This is a genomic window from Epilithonimonas hispanica (assembly GCF_003385395.1).
Taxonomy (GTDB): domain Bacteria; phylum Bacteroidota; class Bacteroidia; order Flavobacteriales; family Weeksellaceae; genus Epilithonimonas; species Epilithonimonas hispanica.
In genome coordinates this window covers 122,800-140,544 of sequence record NZ_QNUG01000003.1, presented here as the reverse complement: position 1 = coordinate 140,544, position 17,745 = coordinate 122,800, and the positions used below count along the sequence as shown (strand labels likewise).

Below are 17,745 nucleotides of genomic sequence, written 5' to 3'. Positions count from 1 at the left end.
TCGCTTGTTAATAAGCGATTTCTATTTTTACTTTCTTGCCTTTCAGTTTTTCGTTGGTGAGTTTTTTCAGAAGTTCGATGGTTTTTTTTCGGTTGACAGCAACGTAAGAAGTGGTGTCTTTGACTTCGATTAAACCAATATCATCTTTTTCAAGTTGTCCTTTTTTAATAAGATAACCAACAATATCCACTTTGTTGACTTTATCTTTTTTTCCGGCGCTAATGTATATGGTTTGGTTAGGCGTTCTTTCCGGAACTCGATTAGCTTCCGAAACATTTTCTTCGGGTGTATTACTTTTGATGAATGGGAAATTCTCGTCTTCCGTCATTACGAGATAAGCAAAACCTTTCGCATTCATTCTTGCAGTTCGTCCGTTTCTGTGGATAAAAGCGTCTTCTTTCGGCGGTAATTGATAATGAACAATGGATTCCACTTCCGGAACGTCTAAACCTCTTGAAGCTAAATCTGTTGTAATCAAAATTCTTGCAGAATCGTTTCTGAATTTCAAAAGTGCGCGTTCTCTTTCGTCCTGTTCCATTCCGCCGTGGAAAGTTTCTCTCTGGATTCCTTTTTCTCTTAGAAGTTCAGAAATTCTGTCCACTGCATCTCTGTGATTGCAGAAAATCAATGTTCTTTTGTTCCCGATTTTACAGATGAGTTGGAAAAGGGTATTCAGTTTTTCTTCAGGTGTTGTCATCACCTTTTTTAGCTGAATGTTCGGTTTTGACTCGTTTTCTTTTAGGAAATTGATTTTCTTTTCGTTGTTGAGTTCTACAAATTTCGGTATGTTGTCCATCACCGTTGCAGAAGTCAAAATGCGTTGCGAAAGTCCATTAAGCGAGCCAATGATATATTCCATATCTTCTTGAAAGCCTAATTCTAAAGCTTTATCAAACTCATCTAAAACCAAAGTCTTGATAGTTTCCGGATTGAAGTTTTCGTTTTTAAGATGATAAGCAATTCTTCCCGGAGTTCCGATTAAAACTGCTGGAGCTTCAATCAAGTTGTTAATTTCTATCTTTTTATCGTGTCCCCCGTAAGCAATAGAAACTTTGAAATCGGTTCCCATTGATTTGAAAACTTGTTCGATTTGTAATGCTAATTCTCTTGCTGGAACAAGAATTAAGGTTTGAATTCCTTTGACGTTGGATTTCAAATTTCTAAGAACGGGAAATAAAAAGCCTAAAGTTTTTCCGGAACCTGTTGGCGATAATAAGACAACATCAGTTTCATTTTCCGACGCGTTATATATAGATTTCTGCATCTGATTCATATCCTGAATTTGCAGTTTTTCGAATATTGGTTGTAATTCCATTTTACAAAGATAAATTTTTTGAAAATCAATTTTTGGCTATTTTTTCTTTTTATATATTTGATGAAATAATTTTATAATAGAAAATATATAACAGTAAACATATAAAATATTAGCGTTTCGCTTTAAAAATTTCCCGCAATCGAAATACGACCAATTTTTCAAAAAGCACGGGAAGTGAAAGTGGAAACGCCTGCGGTAAAGCGTGGGCGTTCCTTTTTGCTTTGTGCTTTGCCTTTGGTCGGGCTTCGATTGCAAGCAATTGGAATTGTCCACGTGTTTTTTTGGAAATTGAAAAGTGATGCATAAACATCATATTCAATGAAACTATACCAAACCCTCGAATCCCAACTCAAAAAAGAACCCAATTATGTTTCCGATAACGGAGAACTCAAAAAATGGGTGGTTCTCAATAAAGCTCAAAATTTCGATGAAGAATTGATTGGATTGTTATTAGATAATTCCGATTTGAAACAAAAATTTTTCATTGAAATTAAAAGCACTTTAATTTTCAATCAAAATCTTTTCATTCAATTTCTTGAACAGAAAAATTATCTTAACGACAGCTATACCCAATTTAAAAATAAAATCGGTTTGTCAATTGACGGCAAATATCTGAAACAAAGAAATGAAGTGGCGTTGGTTTGGCCGTTTAAAGATTGCATTTTAGAAGGCGGACAAAGCCGCGAAGAAGATAAAAGAGAAGAGATTTTCTTTAATGAAACTTTAGCACAAGACGAAATTACAGAATTGCTTGACCCAAAAGTTTTAACCAACGCCAAACTGTTTGATAAAGATGGCGAAAAAGATTTCATCCAATTCAACCGCAACGAAAAAGGAACGATTACTGATAATCTGATTATCAAAGGAAACAATCTTCTCGCATTGCATTCTCTAAAGAAAGAATTTGCTGGAAAAGTGAAGCTGATTTATATTGACCCGCCTTATAATACGGGAAATGATGGATTTAAGTATAATGATAATTTTAATCATTCTACTTGGTTGACTTTTATGAGGAATAGACTTCAGGAAGCATTTTCACTTTTAAGCGAGAAAGGAGCAATTTATGTTCATATTGACCATCATCAATTAGGTTATCTTAATATACTCTTAGATGAAGTTTTTGGAAAAAACAATAAAGTTCAAATTATCGCTTTAAAAACAGCTTCTCCAGCAGGGTTTAAAACTGTAAATCCAGGACCAATTGATGTTACTGAATATATTTTATTTTACACTAAAAACAAATCTAAGTTTGAATTTAAAAAAGGTTATGTGCCCGTGAGCTATAATTCTAATTATAACTTGTATCTAGACAGAGATGAGAATGTAAGCAAATGGAAATTTACGCCATTGAAAGAAAAAGTAATTAATGATGCAGGGTTTGCGAACTTAGCTGAAGCTAAGAAAAAATACGGAGATTTATGGAATAGTATTATAAAAGTTATGATTGAGGATTTTGCTTATAAAAATTCATCTAATGTTGTGAGTATTCGTGACCCGCATAAACCAACAGAGAAGTTAAAAGAATTAATGGCAAAATCAAAAAATGAAGAAAGAGTAATTGAATATGAAAGAGAGGATGGAAGTAAAATGCACCTTTATAAAGGTGGTGCTTTAGCATTTTATTCCAATAAAATGCAGGAACTTGATGGAAAAATGGAAGTGACTGAACTTTTGACAGATTTTTGGAATCACATTTCTTGGGCTGGTATCGCAAATGAAGGTGGAGTAAAGTTAAAAAATGGTAAAAAGCCAGAAAAACTTATCAAGCAAATAATTGAATTAACCACTAATGAAAATGATATAGTTTTAGATTATCATTTAGGAAGCGGAACCACTTGTGCTGTCGCGCATAAAATGAATCGCCAGTACATTGGAATCGAACAATTAAATTATGGAGAAAATGATAGTGTTGTTCGATTAAAAAACGTAATTAATAGTGATAAAACTGGCATTTCCAAATCTGTCAATTGGCAAGGTGGTGGTTCTTTCATTTACCTCGAACTCAAAAAATACAACCAAACTTTCATCGAAAAAATAGAAGAAGCAGAAAATTCAGAAAGTCTTCTGCAAATCTGGGAAGAAATGAAATCAAAATCTTTCCTCAATTACAATGTGGATATCCAAAAACAAGAGCAACATATCGAAGATTTTAAATTGTTAAATTTAAATGAGCAAAAGCAACATCTTTGCGAACTGCTCAACAAAAATCAATTGTATGTCAATTTATCTTCATTAAATGACGAAAATTTTGAATGTACCAAAGAAGAAAAGAAAGTGACAAAGGATTTTTATCAAATTAAAAATTAGCAAATGGCATTTCTACACGAGATATTCAACAATCCGTTTGCACGTAAAGCTTTAGCGCAAGTTTCTTTGCCCAACGGAATTACAGATAACTTGAAATTTGGCATTCGACCTTATCAGGAAGAGGCTTTTAAGCGATATTTATATACAGAGCTGGAAGATTTTGATGAAAAGCCAAACAAACCATTACACTTGCTTTATAATATGGCGACAGGAAGCGGGAAAACCTTGGTAATGGCTGGTTTGATGCTTCATTTATATGAAAAAGGATACCGCAATTTTCTGTTTTTTGTGAACAGCAACAATATCATTCAAAAAACGAAAGACAATTTTCTCAATCCGCAAACTTCTAAATATTTGTTTAATGATAAAGTCGTCATCAACGGAAAAGAGGTTTTGCTAAAACAGATTGATAATTTTGACGAAGCCGATAATGAAAATATCAATATCAAATTTACCACGATTCAGCAGTTGCATATTGATTTGAATAATACCAAAGAAAACAGCGTCACGTACGAAGATTTTGTAGATAAAAAATTGGTGTTGATTGCAGATGAAGCGCACCACCTGAACAGCGGAACAAAAAGCGGAAACCTTTTCGGAAGTTGGGAAGAAACGGTTTTGCAAATCCTTCATCAGAATTTCGACAATATTCTTTTAGAGTTTACCGCAACTTTAGATTACGAAAGTAGGGAAATCGTTAATAAATATAAAGATAAAGTCATTTATAAATACGACCTTTCACAATTTAGGACAGATAAATTTTCTAAAGAAATCAATCTCGTTCGTTCGCTCTATGACGAGAAAGAACGAATTATTCAGGCTTTAATTTTGAATTTGTACCGTCAGGAATTGGCAACAATTAACAATATAAATTTAAAACCCGTTATTCTTTTTAAAGCAAAAAAAAGAATTGAAGAATCAAAACAAAACAAAGAAAATTTCCACAAATTGATTGATGAATTTTCTGAAACGATGGTGGAGAAAATCAAAAAAACTTCTACCGTCCCAATTGTTCAGAAGGCTTTTCAGTTTTTTGAAGCCAAAAATATTTCTTTAAATGAAATTGCAAAACGGATTCACAATAATTTCCGAGAAGAAAATTGTTTGAGTGCTAATAATGATTCTGAAGCAGAGAAAAATCAGATTTTGCTCAATACTTTGGAAGATGAAAACAATCCAATTCGTGCAGTATTTGCCGTTCAAAAATTGAATGAAGGTTGGGATGTTTTAAATCTTTTTGATATTGTAAGATTGTACGAAGACCGTGACGGGAAAGACGGTAAACCTGGTAAGACGACGCTTTCGGAAGCGCAACTGATTGGTCGTGGTGCAAGATATTATCCGTTTGCACTGGAAGAAGGCGATGATAAATTTGTGAGAAAATACGATGATGATATTTCAAACGATTTGAAAATTTTGGAAGAATTGTATTATCACACCAAAGAAGACAGTCGTTATGTTTCGGAGCTTAAAAAAGCATTGGTAGAAACAGGTATTTATGAAGATGATGCGAATCTTGAAACCAAACAGCTGACTTTAAAATTTGATTTCAAAGAATCCGATTTATACAAAAACGGTTATGTTTTTTCCAATAAAAAGTTACCTAAAAGTTTTGATAATGTTAAGTCTTTCACGGATTTAGGAGTTACAAAAACCAATTACAGACATCAGCTTTCTTCCGGTGGTGGAAGGGTTTCGAGCGTATTTTTTGAATTGGAAAGTCCGGTTTCATTTGATGAAGTTATAAAATCGAAAGATGTAAAACTTAATGATATTCAAAAACATATAATTCATTATGCTTTAAGCCAAAATCCTTTTTATTATTTTGACAATCTCTCGCGGTATTTTCCGAACATCAAATCTCTTTCAGATTTTATTGAAGATGAAAATTATTTGGGGAATTTGGAAATAACGTTCCTTGGAAATTATAACCGACTTCAGGAAATTTCGCATTTCGATTATCTTCAGGCGTTGAATGGTTTGCTACAAAACATCGAAGCAGATATTAAAAATAATTCTACGGAATATGAAGGTTCAGATTATTTTGCAGAACCAATCAGTAAGGTTTTCAGAGATAAGGAAATTCGGGTAAACAAATATAGCCCAAGAGCTGACGGGCAAGAGGATTTAGTAAAAGAAGAATCTTGGTATGCTTACAATGCCAACTACGGAACCAGTGAAGAGAAGAAATTTGTAGAATTATTTGCCAGACGCTTTGAAAGTTTCAGTCAAAAATTCGATAATATTCATTTAATTCGGAACGAAAGAGAAATTAAAGTTTTTGATAAATATGGTCGTGCTTTTGAACCAGATTTTTTACTCTTTTGCAGTGAGAAAACTAATCAGCAATTAACTTTTCAGGTTTTCATAGAACCAAAAGGAGCTCATTTAATAGGCTACGACAAATGGAAAGAAGATTTTTTAAAAGAAATAGGAAACGAACAGAAGTCAATTAAAATTCATACAGATACCTATAAAATCACAGCAGTTCCTTTCTATAATTATGGTAATGAAAATGAGTTTAAGAAGGTTTTAGAAAATACATTTGAAAATTAAATTTATATCATCTTTTTTCAAATATTTTCCTTAATTTTGCACCACTTTTGTGAACGTACTTTCGGCGAAGTAAAACATTAACAATTAACATCTTCCATATTTTTCAGGAGTCACAGCAAAGCCAAAGTCTGAATAAATTAGGAATACAAATTTTTTAGAAAATGTCAAAAGAGACAAATTCAGCAGAGGTTCTTTTGAACCAAAACGTAGCACCAGAACAATTTGATTGGGATTCTTTCGAGTCAGGTCTTAACGCAGAAGACAGAAACGAGAAGAAAGAATTGGAAGAAATCTATAACGGTTCTCTTAACGATCTTACAGATAACGATGTAATCGTTGGTAAAGTTGTAAGATTGACTGATAAAGAAGCTATCGTAGATATCAACTTCAAATCTGAAGGTGTTATTTCTCTTAACGAATTCCGTTATAACCAAGGTCTTAAAGTAGGCGATGAAGTTGAAGTAATGGTTGACAGAAGAGAGGACAAAACTGGACAATTACAATTATCTCACAGAAAAGCTAGAACATTGAAGGCTTGGGATAGAGTAAACGAACTTCACGAAACTGGAGAAATCGTAAACGGTTTTGTAAAATCTAGAACTAAAGGTGGTATGATCGTTGACGTACACGGAATCGAAGCATTCTTGCCAGGTTCTCAAATCGACGTGAAGCCAATCAAAGATTACGATCAGTTTGTAGGAAAAACTATGGAGTTCAAAGTTGTGAAAATCAACCCTGAGTTCAAAAACGTAGTTGTATCTCACAAAGCGTTGATCGAAGCAGATCTTGAAGGTCAGAAAAGAGAGATCATCGGTCAATTAGAAAAAGGTCAAGTTCTTGAAGGTACTGTTAAGAATATTACTTCTTACGGTGTATTCGTAGATCTTGGAGGTGTTGACGGATTGATCCACATTACGGATCTTTCTTGGTCTAGAGTTAATCATCCATCTGAAATCTTGGAAGACGGACAAACTGTAAAAGTGGTTATCCTTGATTTTGATGATGAGAAAACTAGAATCCAATTGGGTATGAAGCAATTAGAAGCTCATCCTTGGGATGCTCTTTCTGCTGACCTTAAAGTTGGAGATAAAGTAAAAGGAAAAGTAGTAGTTCTTGCTGACTATGGTGCGTTTGTAGAAATTGCTCCAGGTGTAGAAGGTTTGATCCACGTTTCTGAAATGTCTTGGTCAACTCACTTGAGAAGTGCTGGAGATTTCGTAAAAGTTGGTGATGAAGTAGAAGCAGAAGTTCTTACTTTGGATAGAGAAGATAGAAAAATATCTCTAGGTATCAAGCAATTGAACAAAGATCCTTGGGAAAATATCGAAGCTAAATATCCAGTAGGTTCTCAACACGTTGGAACTGTAAGAAACTTCACAAACTTTGGAGTTTTCGTAGAATTGGAAGAAGGAATCGATGGATTGATCTACATATCTGATCTTTCTTGGACTAAGAAAATCAAGCACCCATCTGAATTCTGCAACGTTGGAGATAAACTAGATGTTGTAGTATTAGAATTGGATACTCAAGCAAGAAGATTGTCTCTAGGTCACAAGCAATTGACTGAGAATCCTTGGGATAAATTCGAAACTAAATATGCTGAAGGAACTGTACACGCTGGTAAAGCTGTAGAAGTACACGATAAAGGTGCTTCTGTACAATTCGAAGATGCTGAGGTTGAAGCGTTCTGCCCATCAAGATTATTAGAGAAGGAAGACGGATCTAAAATCAAAAAAGGAGAAGAAGCTCAATTCAAAGTGATTGAATTCAACAAAGAATTCAAAAGAGTAGTAGTTTCTCACACAGGTATCTTCAGAGACGAAGAGAAAAAGAATGTAAGAGAATCTAACAACAACAGATCTAGCAATGTTGCATCTTCTTCTAACAACGAAGAAAGATCTACACTTGGAGATATCGATGCATTAGCAGAATTGAAAAGAAAAATGGAAGAAGGTAAATAATCCTTATTTATTTTTCAAATAATAGAAACCGCCTTGTTTTTAACAGGGCGGTTTTTTATATCTATAAATCATATTTTATTGTCCAGAAATGTTTTAATATCAATGAATTGTAACATGTATTTTATTTTAGATTTTAATATGAATATTTCTCTACGAATAAATTATCAATTTTCCTTTTTAGATAGATTCTACACATATTTAATTAAAAAAAATATATCGTATTTTCGCCGGCTCTCTAAAAAATTATGGAAAAGAAAAATATATTGAAAGGCGTTTTATTTGTCGGAATTGGAGCTAGTATTTATGGGATGCTGGCAACATTTGTGAAGATGTCTTACAAAGATGGATTTACAACTTCTGAAGTTACAACGGCGCAATTTGTATTAGGATTTATAGGATTATTAATCCTGAATTTAATCCAAACAAAAACCACAAAAAAACAATTGTCAAAACCAAGTCCAAAAGAAATCAGAATGTTGATGTTGGCAGGAACTTCTATGGGATTTACCAGTTTGTTCTATTATATCGCTGTTCAATATATCAATGTTTCTATAGCAATTGTTTTGTTGATGCAATCGGTTTGGTTCAGTGTTGTTGTAGAAAGTTTCATTGCCAGAAAATTTCCGAACGCTAGAAAAATAATAGCTGTATTGATTGTTTTAACAGGAACTATTTTAGCAACCAACCTAATCAATATGCAAGTGAAAATCGATTGGCACGGGATATTCTGGGGGCTTCTAGCTGCAGCATCATTTACAATGACGATGTTTACATCTAATACATTGGCGACACATTTACCTGTTTTGAGGAAAAGTATGACGATGCTTTCTGGAGGAGCTGTAGTGGTTCTTTTGTTTTTGTTTTTTGCTCAGATTGGACCAATGTATTCTGACGGGTTGAAATCTTTTTATCTCAACTTTACAGACAATACAGAGCATATCCGCCCATTTGATTATTCAATTTTCTGGACTTACGGATTTGTATTAGCGCTGTTTGGAACTATTATTCCTCCGATTTTATTTAATATAGGTTTCCCGAAAGCAGGTTTGGGATTGGGAAGTATCATCTCCTCATTGGAACTTCCGGTTTCTGTTACGATGGCTTTTATGCTATTGGGAGAAGAAGTGATTCCTGTTCAATGGTTTGGAATTTTGTTGATATTATTCGCTATTGTTTTGATGAATTTACCATCCAAAAATGATAATCAAGAAGCGATCGCTTCTTATCACTAAAAAAATAAAACCGCCTCATTTAATGAAGCGGTTTTTTTATTTATTCTGAAGCTTGCTGAGCATCATTTTTCAGTTCTTCAGCTTTTGCTTTCAGTTGCTCAGCTGTTTGAGTTGCTTTATCTTTCAAGTCGTTGCCAAACTTCGTCAGATTATCCTTTGCATTATTGATGGTGTCTTTCACTTTTTGTTGATCTTCTGGAGAAGATTTTTTGTATTTCCACCAAGCCAATGCTCCCAATCCTAACAATGCCAATAGGCCATTTGTTTTATTTCCCATTTTTGTAAATTTTTGTGATTAATTAATTGATTATTAAAGTTAGTAGAAAAATTTGTGCCAACAATATATTAGATGTTAATTTTAAGTTCTTTTTAAGAAGTCTTTGAAATTTGATGAATAAATCAAATTTTATTTAGTAATTCAGACAGTTTTTTCGTTAATTCTTTTCTACTGAATTCATTAATGTTGGCTTCATTATGAATCGATGTTCCAGATTTCCAATTTTCATAAAGCGAAAGGATATAATTCTCAATTTCTTTAATTTCCGAATAATCAAAATGTTTCCCAGCTTTGGTTTTATCAAGAATCGTTTCCACATCTGCATCTTTTGGTCCAAACGAAATAATCTGTTTTCCTGTAGCCAAATATTCAAACAGTTTCCCGGGGATAATGCCTTTTGATGTTTCATTAGGGAAATTGGTGATTAATAATAAATCGGAATTTTGCATTTCATTCACAGAATCATTGTGGGCAAGATAACCCAAGTTTCTAATGTTATTTTTTAAAATCGAACTCTTAATTTCATTCAATATTTTATCATCAATTCTTCCTACAAACTTCAATTCAAAATCTTTAGAAAAATCAGAATTAGTTTTACATAAATTTTCTAAAGCTTTCCAAAGATTCTCAGGATTTCGCAATTGTTCCAGAACTCCAACATAACTCAACGTGAATTTTACTTTTCCATCTGTCATACTAAGCGGAGTCGAAGTGTTTTCTTTATCAAATCCATTTGTCACACAAAAAGCATTCGCTCCATTTTTCCTAAAATTCTCAGCATCTGTATAACTTGTTGCTAAGGTCAAATCAGCATTTTCAAAAATCGATTTCTCTAATTGTTTATGTTTTTTATCCGAGCCTGAAGTTAATTTCAGATGTTTGTAATAAGAGATTTCTGTCCACGGGTCGCGGAAGTCAGCAATCCATTTTAGATTGAGTAATTCTTTTTTTAATCCAAGTCCAATAAGGTGTAAACTATGAGGTGGACCAGTTGTAACGAGAACATCAATATTATTTTCTTTCAGATATTGTTTCAGAAATAGAATGGAAGGCTTTACCCAAAATTTTCTAGCATCAGGAATAAAAAAATTTCCTCTGATGAAAATCGATAGCTTCGACATCAAGGACTGGTTTTTCCCAACATCAAACTGTCCGCCTTTGAATTTTTTATTACTCTTACTGAATTTCTCCGCCAACTGATAAGGTTCCCAAATATTGGTTTTAACAATTTTCAAATTCTCAGGAACTTCCTTTATCAAAGTCTCATCCACCAAAGGATAACTCGGGTTTTCGGGTGTGTAAATAATCGGTTCCCAACCAAATTCTGGCAGATATTTTGCAAATTTTAACCAACGTTGAACGCCGGGTCCGCCAGCTGGTGGCCAATAATAAGTAACTATTAAAACTTTTTTCGATTTCTCCATTTTCAAACTTTCTGAATGCTCAGAACTGTTCTGTAAATTTATTTGTTTTTAAAGCGATTTCAAAATGATTTTTTAAATAATATAATTTCTGTAGTAATTGATTTCTAATTGTTTAAAATCTATGGTATTATGTTTGTTAAGAATTATTCTTGAAAAATATTTGAATATGAAAAGGTTAATGTTATTGCTGGTGTTATTTTCTGTGAGTTTTACCTCAGGACTTTTTAAAGCGCAGGTTAACGTCAATATTAATATCAATAGTCAGCCGGATTGGGGACCTAGAGGTTACAACTATGTAGAATCTTACTATTTGCCAGAATATGATATCTACTACAACGTTCCACAACGCAGATATTACTATTTTTCTGGAAACAGATGGATTCATTCAACCGCGTTACCGGTTAGATATCGTCACGTCAATTTTTATAAAACTCACAAAGTGGTCTTGGTTGATAGATATCCATACAAAAGACATAAGGTTCATTACAAACAATATGCGAAATACAGAGGGAATCACATAGTTGTAAATAATAATAAGCACAAACCGCCAAGGAATGTTGTTAAGGTTAATCACTTTAATTCAAATCCTAGATATGTTCACAAGAAAATGGTCTCGGAAAAATATCATAATTCACCCAAACATCAGAAATTTGGAAAAGTAAAAGGCCACGGAAATCCGCATAAAAAAGGTCATAAAGGACACAGATAATTTAAAATTAAATAAAAGTCTCGATTATAAAACTGAGACTTTAATTTTTTATAGTCTTGAAATTTCTGGCTTCAGAATTTTTGCTTCAACGGAACATTCAGTAAATTTATCTGTTTTTTTGAGAGATTGAAAAATAAGCATTTCTCAACTCAGTTTTATTATGATTGTTAGACAAAGAACCAACTGGTTTTTAATGCTTTTCATTTGGAAAGGTTCTGTTCTGCGAAAGATTATTCCGCAATTGCTGATTATTACTTTGTTTTCGGTAATTGTATTTTATTTCAAAGGTTTTATTTACGATTTCAAAGTCCATCTCAATCCTGCGATTTTTACATTGTTGGGCTTGTCTTTGGCCATTTTTATGGGATTTTGTAATTCTGCGAGTTATGACAGATTTTGGGAAGGACGCAAACTTTGGGGAGCTTTGGTTATAGAAACAAGGTCTTTAACACGTCAGGTTTTGACTTTGATTAATGACAATTCTCCAGATTCAAAAACAAAAAAACAGGAATTCGTAAAAATGATTTCTGCATTTTGTTGGGCGCTGAATTTTCAATTAAGAAATAAAGAAAACAATGAAAAACTGAGAGAATTACTTTCTGAAGAGAATTTTGAAAAAATAAAAGATAAAAAATTTAAACCGATTATTATTTTAGATTTGATGGGAGAGTGGATTAACTCTCAGAATCAAAATCAAAAAATCGACACAATTGTTCTTTCAGCAATCGATAATCAACTGAATCTAATGTCACAAATTGTTGGCGGTTGCGAGAGAATTGCGAACACGCCTTTGCCTTTTGCTTACAGCGTTTTGCTTCACAGAACGGTTTATCTGTATTGTTTTTGGTTACCATTTGGTTTGGTAGATGCGATTGGCTGGATGACGCCGATTATCGTTTTGTTTATCAGTTACACATTTATTGCTTTGGATGCGGTGATTCAAGAGATTCAAGACCCGTTTGATGAGGAAGAAAATGATTTGGCGCTTAACAGTCTTTGCAAAACGATTCAGTTTTCCATTTTTGAACAGGCGGAAATTCCTCAGCCAGACTTAGAAAAATCGAATACTTATTTTTTAGATTAATTTATGACCACATAGACACATAGTTTTTTTGAAAATAGAATGTAAATAGTAATTCTAATATTTCTATTTTATCTTTTATTTAGAGAGTATTTTATTTTTCTATGTGCCTATGTGGTTTTATTAATTTTCAAATAGAATATCAATTATTATTAAATTTAACTTTAATGGACTATTTCTCCGAACAAAAATTTACGAAACTCGATACAACCAAAGTCCCAAAGGCGGATTATGATAATTGTGTTTTTACAGAATGTAATTTCGCCAATCAGGATTTGTCAGATTACAAATTTTCCGATTGCGATTTCAAAGATTGTGATTTCAGTAATGTCAAAATCAATCAAACCGCTTTTCGGAATGTTGTTTTCAAAAATTGTAAACTGATTGGGATTAATTTCGACGATGCTCATCAATTCAATATTTCTTTTAGATTTGAAGATTGTTTGATGAATCATTCTTCGTTTTATCAATTGGATATTAGAAAAACAATGTTCAAAAATTGCAGTTTAAACGAAACCGATTTTACAGAAGCTAATCTTTCGAATTCAGTTTTTACAGAGTCCAATTTGACCAATGCTGTTTTTGATAGAACGATTTTGGATAATGCTGATTTCAGAAATGCCATTCATTTTTCCATTAATCCCAATCAAAATCAATTGATAAAAGCAAAATTCTCAAGAGATAATCTTTCAGGATTGTTAGACGGACTTAATATAATTATAGAATAACGAATATGAAAAAAATACTATACGCAAGTTTCCTTTTATCAATCACGGTTTCTGCGCAATATACAGACTTCAATCTCATCAAAGAAGTCAAAGTTAAGAACAAGGGCGTTGTGGTTTCTGCGCATCCTTTGGCGAGTGAAGCAGGTTCTAAGATTATGAAAGAAGGCGGAAATGCTTTTGATGCTGCGATTGCAACACAATTGGCTTTGGCAGTTGTTTATCCTCAGGCCGGTAATATTGGTGGTGGTGGATTTATGGTTGCTGTAACTTCTGATGGGAAAAAGTTGGCTTTAGATTATCGTGAAACGGCGCCTTCCAAAGCAAGTTTCGATATGTATTGGGATAAAAAAGGAAATGCCAATACAGATTTGTCACAATATGGACGATTGGCAGTTGGTGTTCCTGGAAGTATCTCTGGGATGTTCGAAACTATGAAATATGCGAAATTGCCATTTTCAAAATTGATAGAACCTGCGATAGATTTAGCGCAAAAGGGTTTTGCAATTACAGAACAAGAAGCTGATTTATTGAATCGTCATCAAGATGATTTTAAGAAACATAACAAAAACAACATTGTTTTTATTAATGACAAAGGTTGGAAAGCTGGTGATTTGTTGATTCAGCCTGAGTTGGCAGAAACATTGAAACGAATCCAAAAGTCTGGAGAAAAAGAATTTTATGAAGGCAAAACTGCTGAATTAATTCTTGCCGAGATGAAACTCGGAAATGGAATTATCCAAGCAAAAGACCTTAAAAATTATAAAACTAAGGAAAGAAAAGCCCTGTCTTTTGATTACAAAGGCAACGAAATTGTATCGATGCCAATGCCTTCTAGTGGAGGAACTTTGCTCGCTCAGATGTTGAAAATGGCTTCTTACGAAGACTTGTCAAAATATCAACAAAACTCTGCTGAAGCGGTTCAGATTATGGTGGAAGCAGAGAGAAGAGCCTACGCTGATAGAGCAGAATATATGGGCGATCCAGATTTTACCGAAGATAAAACTCAAATGTTGATTTCTGATGACTATTTGAAAAACCGTTGGAAATCTTACAATCCAAACTTGGCAACACTAAGTAAAGATGTTGGAGAAATCATCAATCAACCAAAAGAAAGTACGCAAACTACGCACATTTCAATTTTGGATAAATTTGGAAATGCAGTTTCTATTACCACGACACTTAATGGTTATTACGGAAGCAAAACTGTCGTTTCCGGAGCTGGATTTTTCCTGAATAATGAAATGGACGATTTCTCTATAAAACCAGGTGTTCCAAATATGTTTGGTGCAGTTGGTGGAGAAGCGAACAAAATAGAACCAGGAAAAAGAATGTTGTCCTCTATGACACCAACAATAGTTTTGAAAGATGACAAAGTAAAAATGGTAGTTGGAACACCTGGAGGAACTACGATTCCGACTTCGGTTTTTCAGGCGATTGTTGGAGTGATTGATTTTAAACAAAACGCTAATTTCTCTATCAACACACCGAAGTTTCATCATCAATGGTTGCCAGAAGTGGTGAAAGTAGAATATAATTTCCCAGAAACAACCATAAAAGCTCTTGAGAAAAAGAATTATAAATTCGAAAAAATCAAACAAATCGGTAAGACAGAAATCATTCTCGTTGATGATAATCAAAATATCCATGCTGTTGCAGATGGCAGAGGAGATGATTCTGTAGCGGTGGAGTAATCCTCAGATTAATTGATGAAATACTCATCAATTAGTTTGGGAATCTAAATAACTTCTCCGAAGGTTACAAATCTATAGTTTTGTAACCAAATGACTTTTACTTTGGTTTAAAAACGAGGGTTTGGTAACAAAACAACTTCGACGGAAGTCACAAAACGGTCGTTTTGTAACCAAATGACTTTTACTTTGGTTTAAAAACGAAGGTTTTGTAACCAAACGACTTTTCTGATATTAAATATAAAAAGCAAAGGCTTCCAAATCTGGAAGCCTTTTAATATTTATTCAAAATCTGGATTATCTTGCGATATTCACAGCTCTTGTTTCTCTAATCACAGTCACTCTTACTTGGCCAGGATAAGTTAACTCATTCTGGATTTTTTCAGAGATGTCGTAAGATAATTGATAAGCGTTTTCGTCGTTCACTTTACCGCTTTCTACCATCACTCTCAGTTCTCTACCAGCTTGGATAGCATAAGCGCTGGAAACACCTTCAAAGCTTAAAGCTGCCGCTTCTAGATCTTTCAATCTTTGGATATAAGATTCTAGAACTTGTCTTCTTGCTCCCGGTCTAGCCCCTGAAATAGCATCAGCAACTTGGATAATAGGAGATAGGAGAGAAGTCATTTCGATCTCGTCGTGGTGGGCTCCAATGGCATTGATTACTTCTGCATTTTCACCATATTTCTCAGCCCATTGCATCCCAAGAAGTGCGTGAGGAAGTTCAGACTCTTGCTCTGGAACTTTTCCAATATCATGTAATAAACCTGCTCTTTTAGCTAGTTTTACATTCAATCCTAATTCTGCAGCCATTGTTGCTGCGATATTTGCAACTTCTCTGGAGTGTTGTAACAAGTTTTGACCGTAAGAAGAACGGAATTTCATTCTACCAACTACTTTTACCAATTCTGGGTGAAGACCGTGGATTCCAAGATCGATGATGGTTCTTTTACCAACTTCGATGATTTCTTCCTCGATTTGTTTTCTAGTTTTTTCAACCACTTCTTCGATTCTAGCTGGGTGGATTCTACCATCCGTTACCAATCTGTGAAGAGATAATCTTGCAATCTCTCTTCTTACAGGATCGAAACAAGATAAAAGAATAGCTTCCGGTGTATCATCTACAATAATTTCTACACCTGTCGCTGCTTCCAAAGCACGGATGTTTCTACCCTCGCGACCGATGATTCTACCTTTGATTTCATCAGACTCGATATTAAATACAGAAACAGAGTTTTCAACCGCCTGCTCAGTACCAATTCTTTGAATGGTTTGAATGATGATTTTTCTAGCTTCGTTTTTAGCGTTCATTTGCGCCTCTTCCATAATGCTTTGAACGTGTGCAGACGCTTTTGTTTTAGCTTCAGCTTTCAAAGATTCTACCAATTCGTTCTTCGCTTCTTCTGCAGAATAGTTGGAGATTTTTTCCAATATTTCTACTTTTTGAGCCATTGCAACTTCTAGATCGTGTTGTTTTTTCTGAACAACTTCTAGTTTCTTATTGTATTCAGAAACTTGTCTTTCAAGGTCCTTTTCTAATTTTCCAGCTTTGCTAAGCTCGTCATTCAGCTTATGCTCTTTATCTTTGGTACGTTTCTCAGCTTCCTGCATTTTTCTCTCACGAGATTGGATATCAGAATCGTGTTGAGACTTTAGTTCCAAAAATTTTTCTTTAGCTTGTAGGTGTTTTTCCTTTTTTATAGCTTCTGCTTGAACATTGGCTTTTTCTATAATGTTTTCGGAAGTTTTCTTTGCATCTTCTATCACAAATTGAGCCTTAGAATTAAGAGAACTTTTTCCGAAGAAAAGTCCAGCAACAGCTCCGATAATAAGTGCAACAACCCCGATAATAATGGTAATTGTTTCCATAAAATTTATATATATTGAGTTTTAATTGTCTCCTTTTTTTGTTTAAATTTTGATGTCAAAAGTAAAATGTAATCATCACATTTCATTATACATTTTTCCCTTTTTACTTTTCATCTTATTTCATAAAAAAACCTACAACAGTTCAGTTATAGAGTAAACTCCATAAAAACACGATTTGAACTGATTTTCATTCTCTGTAATCTGCGCGAGGCAGCACGCCATCAAATGAACTTTCGTCCGGTAATTTTTAATTGTTGAGTTTACTTCTTTGTGTTAGAACTATTGTAGGTAGCTTAAAAACTTGAAAAATTACTTTTCCAATTGATCTAAGAGTGCGTTGATTTTAGCAACACGCTCGTTTGTATTTTTAATATTTTTTTCATTGTTTAAAGAATAAACTTCTGCATTGGTTCCCAGTTTCAACACACACATTGCCAATGCATCTTGTTTGTCTCTTACATCAAAACTAGATTCGAAGTCCTTTATCATATTTTCTATCTGCTTACCAACTTTTCTAAGGGTTTCTTCCTCGGCTGCTGGTACATTCAGTGGATAATTTCTTCCGGCGATATTGATGGTTATTCTTCTAAAATCCATA

General features: G+C 33.7%; 13 protein-coding genes. 8 read left to right on the top strand and 5 right to left on the bottom strand.

Annotation, left to right across the window (positions count from 1 at the left end):
- Positions 1 to 7: 7 nt before the first annotated feature.
- Positions 8 to 1,315: a DEAD/DEAH box helicase gene (locus tag DRF58_RS02105; protein WP_116032269.1), complete on the bottom strand. Its 1,308-nt coding sequence runs from the start codon at positions 1,313 to 1,315 to the stop codon at positions 8 to 10.
- Between the two features lie 318 nt (positions 1,316 to 1,633).
- Here DRF58_RS02105 and DRF58_RS02095 point away from each other — a divergent pair, with 318 nt between their 5' ends.
- The 4 genes from DRF58_RS02095 (at position 1,634) to DRF58_RS02080 (ending at position 9,371) form a co-directional block, all read left to right on the top strand.
- Complete coding sequence (locus tag DRF58_RS02095; protein WP_116032265.1) at positions 1,634 to 3,622, top strand: DNA methyltransferase; 1,989 nt, start codon at positions 1,634 to 1,636, stop codon at positions 3,620 to 3,622.
- Positions 3,623 to 3,625: 3 nt separating this feature from the next.
- Positions 3,626 to 6,178: a DEAD/DEAH box helicase family protein gene (locus DRF58_RS02090; protein WP_116032262.1), complete on the top strand. Its 2,553-nt coding sequence runs from the start codon at positions 3,626 to 3,628 to the stop codon at positions 6,176 to 6,178.
- Between the two features lie 161 nt (positions 6,179 to 6,339).
- A complete protein-coding gene (gene rpsA, locus DRF58_RS02085; protein WP_116032260.1) occupies positions 6,340 to 8,139 on the top strand; it encodes a 30S ribosomal protein S1 in 1,800 nt (599 codons plus the stop codon).
- A gap of 245 nt (positions 8,140 to 8,384) precedes the next feature.
- Positions 8,385 to 9,371: an EamA family transporter gene (locus DRF58_RS02080; RefSeq protein WP_116032257.1), complete on the top strand. Its 987-nt coding sequence runs from the start codon at positions 8,385 to 8,387 to the stop codon at positions 9,369 to 9,371.
- Between the two features lie 40 nt (positions 9,372 to 9,411).
- Here the strand turns inward: DRF58_RS02080 and DRF58_RS02075 are convergent, their stop codons facing one another.
- Together DRF58_RS02075 and DRF58_RS02070 are read right to left on the bottom strand one after the other, a co-directional pair.
- Positions 9,412 to 9,648, bottom strand: coding sequence for a YtxH domain-containing protein (locus tag DRF58_RS02075; RefSeq protein WP_116032255.1), 237 nt, complete (start codon positions 9,646 to 9,648; stop codon positions 9,412 to 9,414).
- 122 nt (positions 9,649 to 9,770) lie between these two features.
- Complete coding sequence (locus DRF58_RS02070) at positions 9,771 to 11,072, bottom strand: glycosyltransferase family 4 protein (protein WP_116032253.1); 1,302 nt, start codon at positions 11,070 to 11,072, stop codon at positions 9,771 to 9,773.
- 166 nt (positions 11,073 to 11,238) lie between these two features.
- Between DRF58_RS02070 and DRF58_RS02065 the strand changes: the two genes are divergently transcribed.
- The 4 genes from DRF58_RS02065 to ggt all read left to right on the top strand — a co-directional run bounded on the left by DRF58_RS02065 (position 11,239) and on the right by ggt (position 15,281).
- Entirely contained in the window at positions 11,239 to 11,781 is a 543-nt protein-coding gene (locus DRF58_RS02065) for a hypothetical protein (protein WP_123902345.1), read from the top strand.
- 160 nt (positions 11,782 to 11,941) lie between these two features.
- Positions 11,942 to 12,865: a bestrophin family protein gene (locus DRF58_RS02060; RefSeq protein ID WP_116032248.1), complete on the top strand. Its 924-nt coding sequence runs from the start codon at positions 11,942 to 11,944 to the stop codon at positions 12,863 to 12,865.
- Positions 12,866 to 13,029: 164 nt separating this feature from the next.
- Positions 13,030 to 13,590, top strand: a complete 561-nt coding sequence (locus DRF58_RS02055; RefSeq protein ID WP_157966696.1) for a pentapeptide repeat-containing protein — start codon at positions 13,030 to 13,032, stop codon at positions 13,588 to 13,590.
- Between the two features lie 5 nt (positions 13,591 to 13,595).
- Positions 13,596 to 15,281: a gamma-glutamyltransferase gene (gene ggt, locus DRF58_RS02050; RefSeq protein WP_116032243.1), complete on the top strand. Its 1,686-nt coding sequence runs from the start codon at positions 13,596 to 13,598 to the stop codon at positions 15,279 to 15,281.
- 294 nt (positions 15,282 to 15,575) lie between these two features.
- Here the strand turns inward: ggt and rny are convergent, their stop codons facing one another.
- Both rny and DRF58_RS02040 read right to left on the bottom strand, forming a co-directional pair.
- Entirely contained in the window at positions 15,576 to 17,147 is a 1,572-nt protein-coding gene (gene rny / locus DRF58_RS02045; protein WP_116032240.1) for a ribonuclease Y, read from the bottom strand.
- Between the two features lie 309 nt (positions 17,148 to 17,456).
- Positions 17,457 to 17,744 (bottom strand): cell division protein ZapA, encoded by a 288-nt coding sequence (locus DRF58_RS02040; protein ID WP_116032239.1) that lies wholly within the window; start codon positions 17,742 to 17,744, stop codon positions 17,457 to 17,459.
- Position 17,745 lies beyond the last annotated feature (1 nt).

Coding starts and splice junctions, on each gene's coding strand:
- DRF58_RS02105 (WP_116032269.1), bottom strand. CDS start 1,315: ATGGAATTACAACCAATATTCGAAAAACTGCAAATTCAGGATATGAAT.
- DRF58_RS02075 (WP_116032255.1), bottom strand. CDS start 9,648: ATGGGAAATAAAACAAATGGCCTATTGGCATTGTTAGGATTGGGAGCA.
- DRF58_RS02040 (WP_116032239.1), bottom strand. CDS start 17,744: ATGGATTTTAGAAGAATAACCATCAATATCGCCGGAAGAAATTATCCA.
- DRF58_RS02055 (WP_157966696.1), top strand. CDS start 13,030: ATGGACTATTTCTCCGAACAAAAATTTACGAAACTCGATACAACCAAA.
- DRF58_RS02090 (WP_116032262.1), top strand. CDS start 3,626: ATGGCATTTCTACACGAGATATTCAACAATCCGTTTGCACGTAAAGCT.
- DRF58_RS02070 (WP_116032253.1), bottom strand. CDS start 11,072: ATGGAGAAATCGAAAAAAGTTTTAATAGTTACTTATTATTGGCCACCA.
- ggt (WP_116032243.1), top strand. CDS start 13,596: ATGAAAAAAATACTATACGCAAGTTTCCTTTTATCAATCACGGTTTCT.
- DRF58_RS02095 (WP_116032265.1), top strand. CDS start 1,634: ATGAAACTATACCAAACCCTCGAATCCCAACTCAAAAAAGAACCCAAT.
- rpsA (WP_116032260.1), top strand. CDS start 6,340: ATGTCAAAAGAGACAAATTCAGCAGAGGTTCTTTTGAACCAAAACGTA.
- DRF58_RS02065 (WP_123902345.1), top strand. CDS start 11,239: ATGAAAAGGTTAATGTTATTGCTGGTGTTATTTTCTGTGAGTTTTACC.
- DRF58_RS02060 (WP_116032248.1), top strand. CDS start 11,942: ATGATTGTTAGACAAAGAACCAACTGGTTTTTAATGCTTTTCATTTGG.
- rny (WP_116032240.1), bottom strand. CDS start 17,147: ATGGAAACAATTACCATTATTATCGGGGTTGTTGCACTTATTATCGGA.
- DRF58_RS02080 (WP_116032257.1), top strand. CDS start 8,385: ATGGAAAAGAAAAATATATTGAAAGGCGTTTTATTTGTCGGAATTGGA.